General features: G+C 68.5%; 6 protein-coding genes. All 6 read right to left on the bottom strand.

The genetic code is table 11. The features are described 5' to 3' along the window. Positions 1-53: 53 nt before the first annotated feature. Complete coding sequence (locus AB4Y84_RS09400; protein ID WP_312109268.1) at positions 54-1,574, bottom strand: hypothetical protein; 1,521 nt, start codon at positions 1,572-1,574, stop codon at positions 54-56. 130 nt (positions 1,575-1,704) lie between these two features. Then, on the bottom strand, positions 1,705-2,601 hold the full coding sequence (hemF, locus tag AB4Y84_RS09395) for an oxygen-dependent coproporphyrinogen oxidase (protein WP_312788025.1): 897 nt from the start codon (positions 2,599-2,601) through the stop codon (positions 1,705-1,707). Between the two features lie 10 nt (positions 2,602-2,611). Further along, a complete protein-coding gene (locus AB4Y84_RS09390; protein ID WP_442244216.1) occupies positions 2,612-3,793 on the bottom strand; it encodes a hypothetical protein in 1,182 nt (393 codons plus the stop codon). 37 nt (positions 3,794-3,830) lie between these two features. Continuing rightward, positions 3,831-4,394, bottom strand: a complete 564-nt coding sequence (locus AB4Y84_RS09385; protein WP_223497138.1) for a hypothetical protein — start codon at positions 4,392-4,394, stop codon at positions 3,831-3,833. A gap of 30 nt (positions 4,395-4,424) precedes the next feature. Further along, entirely contained in the window at positions 4,425-4,844 is a 420-nt protein-coding gene (locus AB4Y84_RS09380) for an NUDIX hydrolase (protein ID WP_312112218.1), read from the bottom strand. Then, the coding region (locus AB4Y84_RS09375) for a S9 family peptidase (protein WP_442250050.1) at positions 4,841-6,844 on the bottom strand (2,004 nt) is incomplete at its 5' end. The genes AB4Y84_RS09380 and AB4Y84_RS09375, both read right to left, overlap by 4 nt.

The raw sequence follows: 6,844 nt of genomic DNA, 5'->3' as shown, positions 1-6,844 counted from the left end.
GCGCAAGGACGAGTGAGCGGGTGCGGTGGGCCGTCGTGGTGCTGCGCTTGCTGCTATTGCTCCGCGGCCTGCGCCTTCATGCCGGCCCAGTCACGTGTGGCGTCCACATCGCAGGCTACATGGGTGCCCTTGCCGTCCTTGGCGCAGATCGCCGCCATCGTCTGCGGTACCTTGGGGTCGGCAGTATGTGCATAGCCTGCGGCGAGCCCCAGGCAGCCATCGCGCACGCCGGCGCTGCACAGCTTGATGAAATAGGGCTGGGCCTGCGCCCACTTCTCCGCGCTGTGCAGTTCCTCACCCGCGACCTTGCAGCCGAGCAGCTTGCCGTCGTTGCAGCATGACGCGGCACCGCCCTTGCGGGCCAGGATCGGGCAGTCCAGCGGCTGCGGAATCTCCACGAATGCCGGCGGCGGCTGGCAGCTCGTCGCGGACTTGTCCATGCGCTGGTAGTAGCCGTAGCGGTTGTCCTTGTCCATCCCGGCCAGGGTTCCGTTGCTCAGTGGCTGCAGTACGAAATCGCTGCCGACGTCACGACTGATCAGGATCCTGCCGTCCTGCACGCGTGCGCGCAGGCGGGTGCCGACACCCTCCACTTCGACCAGGCCGGCATCCAGGAACCGCAGCGGCGACAGCAGGCCAAGCTCGGCCTCGAAGCGGCCGCAGGGAAGCGCGGTAGCCGCGACCGGGGTCAGCGCCGCCGGCGCCAGCGGGGTCAGCATCGCCAAGCCCTTGGCCGGGCCACAGGCGTAACTGCCCTCGCGCTGCGTGCAGGAGCGCTGCAGGGCCTGCTGCGCCTGCTGCAGGCGTCCGCCGTTCCACAGCGCCTCGGCCACGTTGCTGCAGAATGACTCGCCCTGCTGCTGCGCGCACAGCGCCGCCAGTTCGTCCAGCTGCGCTGCTGGCAGCGGTGCGTCCAGCGTCCGCTCCAGGCCCATCACCGCCCTGCCCATCAGTTCGCCGGCCATGGCCTTCATGACGGCCATGCACGCTTCTCCCTCCTCGGGCGATGCGTCATCGCGGCAGTAGGGCGGCATCTGCGGCTCGGCCTGGGCACGCTGCGGCTGAGCCTCCTCGGCCTGGCGCTGGTAGGTCTCCTGCAGTTGGGTGCAGGCCGCCTCCACGCCCTCGCTGCACCAGGCGTGCAGCTGCGTGGGCGCGGCCTCGGGCAGTGCCTCCAGGCAGTCGCTGGTGTCGGCCATGCAGCTGCCTTCGACCATCTCCGGTACCGGCTTGCAGGCGGCCGCTGCTCGCAGGTGGAACGTGTGGTACCCGCCGGTGACCGTACGGTCGTTGTCGCTGAACTCCCAGTTCTCCAGGCGGCCGGTGGACAGGTTGCCAGTGCCCAGCAGGTTGTCCTGGCGTACCAGCCGCAGCCGTTCCGTGGCCTGGTAGGGGCCCGAAAGGAAGCCGTGGGCTTCGCTTTCGATGGTCAGGCTGGCGTTGCCATCGTCCTGCAGGTAAGTGCCGCAGGCCATCGACTGCGCAGCCACCGGCAGGCTGGGCACGGCCAGCGCGAGCAGCAGCATGGCGCGCCAGGTGGTCATCCGGCGGCGTAGGGAAACAACAACGGGCATCACGGTCTTCCTTGATTCAAAACAAGAGGGGGAATGAAGCCGAGCACGCCGCAGCGGGGCCACCGCCACGCGTGCGGCGGTGCCGGGATTGCGCAGCGGCAACGCGTGCAGCGTCCCGTGCCCGAAGCGCCTACAGCCAGTCGCGGGGCACCAGGTAATCGGCCAGGCGCGCTTCGGCGCTGCCGTCTTCCGGGCTGAAGCCGTACTCCCAGCGCACGCGCGGGGGCAGGCTCATCAGGATGCTCTCGCTGCGGCCGCCGCTCTGCAGGCCGAACAGCGTGCCGCGGTCGTAGACCAGGTTGAACTCCACGTAGCGGCCACGGCGGTACAGCTGGAACTCGCGCTCGCGTTCGCCGTAGGGCGTATCCTTGCGCTGCTGCACGATCGGCAGGTAGGCATCGAGGAAGCCATCGCCGACCGCACGCAGGTAGGCGAAATCGCGTTCGAAATCGCCGTGCAGATCATCGAAGAACAGACCACCCACACCGCGCGTCTCATTGCGGTGGCGCAGGAAGAAATACTCATCGCACCAGCGCTTGTGCGCCGCGTAGCGCTCTTCACCGAACGGTGCACACAGATCGCGTGCCACCCGATGCCAGTGCTGCACGTCCTCGTCGAACGGGTAGAACGGGGTCAGGTCGAAGCCACCGCCGAACCAGCTGGCCACCACTTCGCCATCGCGCTGTGCCTGGAAGAAACGCACGTTGGCGTGGGTGGTCGGCACGTAGGGATTGAGCGGGTGGAACACCAGCGACACCCCGGTGGCGCGCCATGAGGCACCGGCCAACTCTGGCCGGTTGGCGGAGGCCGAGGGCGGCAGGCGGCTGCCGGCCACATCGGAAAAGCCGATGCCGGCCTGCTCGAACACTGCGCCATCGCGCAGCACGCGGGTGCGACCGCCGCCGCCCTCGGCACGCTGCCACAGGTCTTCCTGGAAGCGTGCCCGGCCATCGGCGGACTCGATCGCCGCACAGATGCGGTCCTGCAGGTCGGTGAGGTAGGCGCGAACGCGCTCGAATTCGTTCATGGCGCGTACTTTACCGCAGGGACGTGCGCGGGCCCTCGCTGGCTGCGCATTGCGTCGTGCCCGGCTGGCGCTGGTAACGCTGGTAGCCGGTCCAGGCATCCATGCCCAGCAGGTCGCCATTGGCCAGCAGGCGCAGCACATGATCGCTGCCGTGGTCATTGCGCAGGTGGATGGCACCGTCCAACAGGCGTACTTGCGAGCGCTGGCCACCGATCGTCGCGTAGCCATCGTCACCGAACGCAACCGCATCGAGGGTGCCGCCGTCGGCCCGGTACAGGCCACAGGGCGACTCGGTCGCATCGACCAGGCGCAATGCAGCACCGAGTGCCTGCAGGGGCTCGACCCGTTCGCATGCGCTGTAGCGACCGCTGTCGCAGACCACCTGCAACGCCTGCACGGCCGCCCGCGGATCGCGCGCATTCAACTGCTGCTCGGCCACTTCGGTGCAGAAGCGGCCAGCACGCTGCTGCAGGCACAGCTGCTGCAGCTGGTCGCGCTGCGCCGCCGGCAGTTCCACCCACGCTGGATCGATGCCACGGGCGAACGCCTGGCCGCTGGCCTGTGCCACGGCGGCGGCCAACGCGTCACGACGGGCATCACGGCAGGTCAGTACCTCCTCGCGCTCCGCATCGGTGGTGCAGGGCGCCGGTGCGGCGGTAGCCAGCGCTACGCCCTTGGCAGACGCGGCGGCGAGGAGCGCATCGTCCACGTAGCCCAGCAACAGGCCGCTGCAGGCCGCGCCCACGCCCTGTTGGCAGGCGGTCAGCAGCTGCGGCGGCGTCGCCGCGTGCAGGCGAGCCATGCAGCGGTTCGCATCGGCCAGGCAGCTGCCGGCGGCGTTCACGGCCACCGGCTGGCAGACCGCCGGTGCACGCAGCTGGTAGTCCTGCAGCGTGTCGTTGATGCGCCTGCCATCGGCACTGGCAGTGAGCGCTGTTGCCACGCCGTCATCCAGGTTGACCAGCACCAGGCCGTTGCCATCGCGTTCGATCTGCAGCGATTCGAGATCAAAGCCCGTCGCCAGGCGACGGCCCCGGTTGTGTGAATCGATCACCAGCGCGGCATCATTCTGCGAATTGACGTACCGGCCACATCGCAGCGGCGCGGGCGTGGAAGCGGAGGCTGCGGCCGGCGCCGGCGGGGTGGCCAGCAGCGCAGTGACGACCAGAAGCATTCGGAGCAGGGCAGGCATGCGACATCCTTGTCGAAGGCGGAACGCGGGAGGGGAGTCAGCGGAAGCGGCAGCGGATGTCCGGTCGCAGCAGGCGCCAGCCCAGCCAGCCCTGCAGCCCCGCGAACAGCACCGAGGTACCGACCAGTGTCAGGGTGAACAGCACACGCTGCACCTGCAGCTCATGCTGCGCCGTGGGGTCGCTGGCGAGCAGCGCGATCAACACCAGCAGCAGGCGGTCCATCCACCAGGCGATCACGAAGTTGGCCAGCGCGCTCAGGCCGAGCATCCACACATAGGCCCACAGCCCCCACCGGCGCCCGCGCCACAGGCCCCAGCTGGCCAGGGTCGAGACCAGGCAGAGCAGGGCAACCAGAAGCGAGGTGGCCGCCGGGTGTTTCAGCATCCACCACAGGCTGCCGTCGAGCTGCTGCTCCCACGCTACTGTCACCAGCGTGGTCCAGAATTCGGTGCGGGCCAGTGCCGCCGCCATCAGCGCCTGCGCGAGGAAGTAGAGGGTGACCAGCAGGCACAACCAGAACGAGCCCTGCGCCACTGCGCCGACCCAGTTGTTGGGTGGAGGTGGGGTGGGGGCGGGAATCGGGGGAATCGAGGCTGACATCCGTTGTCCGGCTGGGCGGTGCCCGCTTCGTCAGCGAGCCGTCGCCAGGGCGGCGACCGCCGGCAGGATATGGTGTTCGCTCAAGGGTGCCAAGGGCTGGCCGTGCGGCGGCTGCAGCGGTACCCAGGCCAGTTCGGCGATCTCCGCACGCGCGCACGGCTCACCTTCGATCCAGACCCGCCAGGCCTGTGCCTGCACGCGGTGGCCGGGCTCGTTCACCGCCCAGTCCTCGAAACTCCCGAGTGCGATGGCGGAAGCGGTGTGCAGCTGCACGCCCAGTTCCTCGTCCAGCTCGCGTGCAAGTGCCTGCAGCGGCTCCTCGCCCGGCTCGGGCTTGCCGCCCGGCTGCATGAAGCGGCTGGCACCGTGCTTGCGCACGACCAATGCCCGGCCGCGATCATCGAGGATGACCGCGGCCACGATGTGGATCGTGGCCGCGGCAGCACTCACTTCAGGTTCTGCTCGAACAGCTTGAGGATGCGCTTGTACTGGTCCAGCCAGGAATCAGCACGCACGTAGCCGTGGCGCTCCAGCGGGTACGGCGCGATCGACCAGTTGTCCTTGTGCAGCTCGATCAGACGCTGGGTCAGGTTCACCGAATCCTGGAAGAACACGTTGTCGTCCATCATGCCGTGGGCGATCAGCAGGTTGTCCTGCAGGTTCTGTGCGTACTCGATCGGCGACGACACGCGGTACGCCTCCGGATCGATGTCCGGGGTGTTGAGGATGTTGCTGGTGTAGCCGTGGTTGTACTGGTGCCAGTCGACCACCGGGCGCAGCGCGGCGCCGGCCTTGAACGTGCCCGGCGAGCGGAACAGGGCCATGAAGGTCATGAAGCCGCCGTAGGAGCCGCCGTAGATGCCGGCGTGGTCACGGTCGCCCTGCTGGGTGTCGACCAGCCAGTCCAGGCCGTCCTTGTAGTCTTCCAGTTCCGGGTGGCCCATGTTGCGGTAGATCGCCGTGCGCCAGTCGCGGCCGTAGCCCTCGCTGCCGCGGTAGTCCATGTCCAGCACGATGTAACCCTTCTGCACCAGCAGGTTGTGGAACATCTGCTCGCGGAAGTAGGCCGGGTAGCGCTGGTGCACGTTCTGCAGGTAGCCGGCACCGTGCACGAACATCACGACCGGGTACTTCTTGCCGGGTTCCTTGTTTTCCGGCTCGTAGTACTTGGCCCAGACCACGCCGGCGCCATGTTTGGACGGCACCGCCACCAGCTTCGGCTGGATCCACTGGCGCGCCTTGTACTCGGCGGTGCGGGTATCGGTCAGCACGCGCGCCTGGCCAGCGCCGGTGCTCGGCACCACCGCCAGCTGCGCCGGCAGGTAGGCGCCGGAATAGCGCACCAGCAGCTGCTGGCCGTCCGGCGACAGCGAGAAGTCCTCCACGCCATTGAGGCTGGTCAGTTCGCGCACCTGGCGGGCAGCGGTATCGACCGCGCAGACTTCGTAGTCATGCGGGGCCTGCTGGTTGCACAGGAAGTAGAAGCCCTTGCCGTCGGCGGACAGCACCGGCGCCGAGGTTTCCCACTTGCCGCTGGTCAGCGCCTGCGGCTTGCCGCCACCGGCCTGGGTGTACAGGTGCGAGAAGCCGGATTCCTCGGACAACAGCCACAGCGTGCGGCCATCGGCCATCCAGCCGAAATCGTTGAAGCCCCAGTTGATCCAGGCGTTGTCGGTCAGCCGGTGGCGGTTCTGCACGCGGCCGTCGGCGGCAGCAACGCTGACGATCCAGCGGTCCTTGTTGTCGTTGGCGCGCAACATCACTGCGGCCTGCTGGCCGTCAGCACTCCAGCGGATGCCACCGCCCATGAAGTCGCTCATCACCTGCACGCTGCGGTCGCCCTTCAGCGCGTCCTTGCCGGCCTTGCGGCGCAGCTCGGCCAGCGGATCGGTGCCGATGCCCGGCAGGCTGGACAGCGACAGCTTCTCGGCCTTGCCGCTGCGTACATCCACGAACCACAGGGTGTGCGGCTCGAAGCCGTTGCGACCGACGCGGGGACGGGTGTCCTCGGTTTCCTCATAGCCCGACTCGGTCACGTACAGCGGCATCTTGCCGCCGCGGCCGTCATCGAAGTCCTTCGGCTTGGTGGTCACGATCAGGTGGCCCAGGTCCGGCGACAGCACGCTGTCGACGATCTCCACGTCGGCACCCAGGAACACCGGACCCGGTGCGCGGGTCGGGTCGGCCTGGCGCCAGCGCTGGTCCTGGTCCTTCAGCGCCTCGCGCTGTTCGCGGTCGCGGCGCAGGGTTTCCAGCGTGCGCAGCTGCTGGTCGCGCAGCACGTCGGCCTTCGGCGGCGTGCTGGGATCCTTGTCGGCCTTCAGGCTGGCCACCTGCTGCACGCCGCTGGCGGCGGTCCAGTGGAACCAGTTCTGGCCGACCCGCCAGATCACGCCGTTGTCGGCGGCGAAGTTCACACCGCTGGCGCGCTCGTTGCTGCGGGTCAGCTG

It is taken from the genome of Stenotrophomonas sp. 2YAF22 (assembly GCF_052114665.1).
Lineage (GTDB): Bacteria > Pseudomonadota > Gammaproteobacteria > Xanthomonadales > Xanthomonadaceae > Stenotrophomonas > Stenotrophomonas indicatrix.
This window is presented reverse-complemented; position numbering and strand designations above follow the sequence as displayed.

Bases quoted from the DNA above. Each gene is read 5' to 3' on its own strand.
- AB4Y84_RS09400 (WP_312109268.1), bottom strand. From the start codon at position 1,574: ATGCCCGTTGTTGTTTCCCTACGCCGCCGGATGACCACCTGGCGCGCC.
- hemF (WP_312788025.1), bottom strand. From the start codon at position 2,601: ATGAACGAATTCGAGCGCGTTCGCGCCTACCTCACCGACCTGCAGGAC.
- AB4Y84_RS09390 (WP_442244216.1), bottom strand. From the start codon at position 3,793: ATGCCTGCCCTGCTCCGAATGCTTCTGGTCGTCACTGCGCTGCTGGCC.
- AB4Y84_RS09385 (WP_223497138.1), bottom strand. From the start codon at position 4,394: ATGTCAGCCTCGATTCCCCCGATTCCCGCCCCCACCCCACCTCCACCC.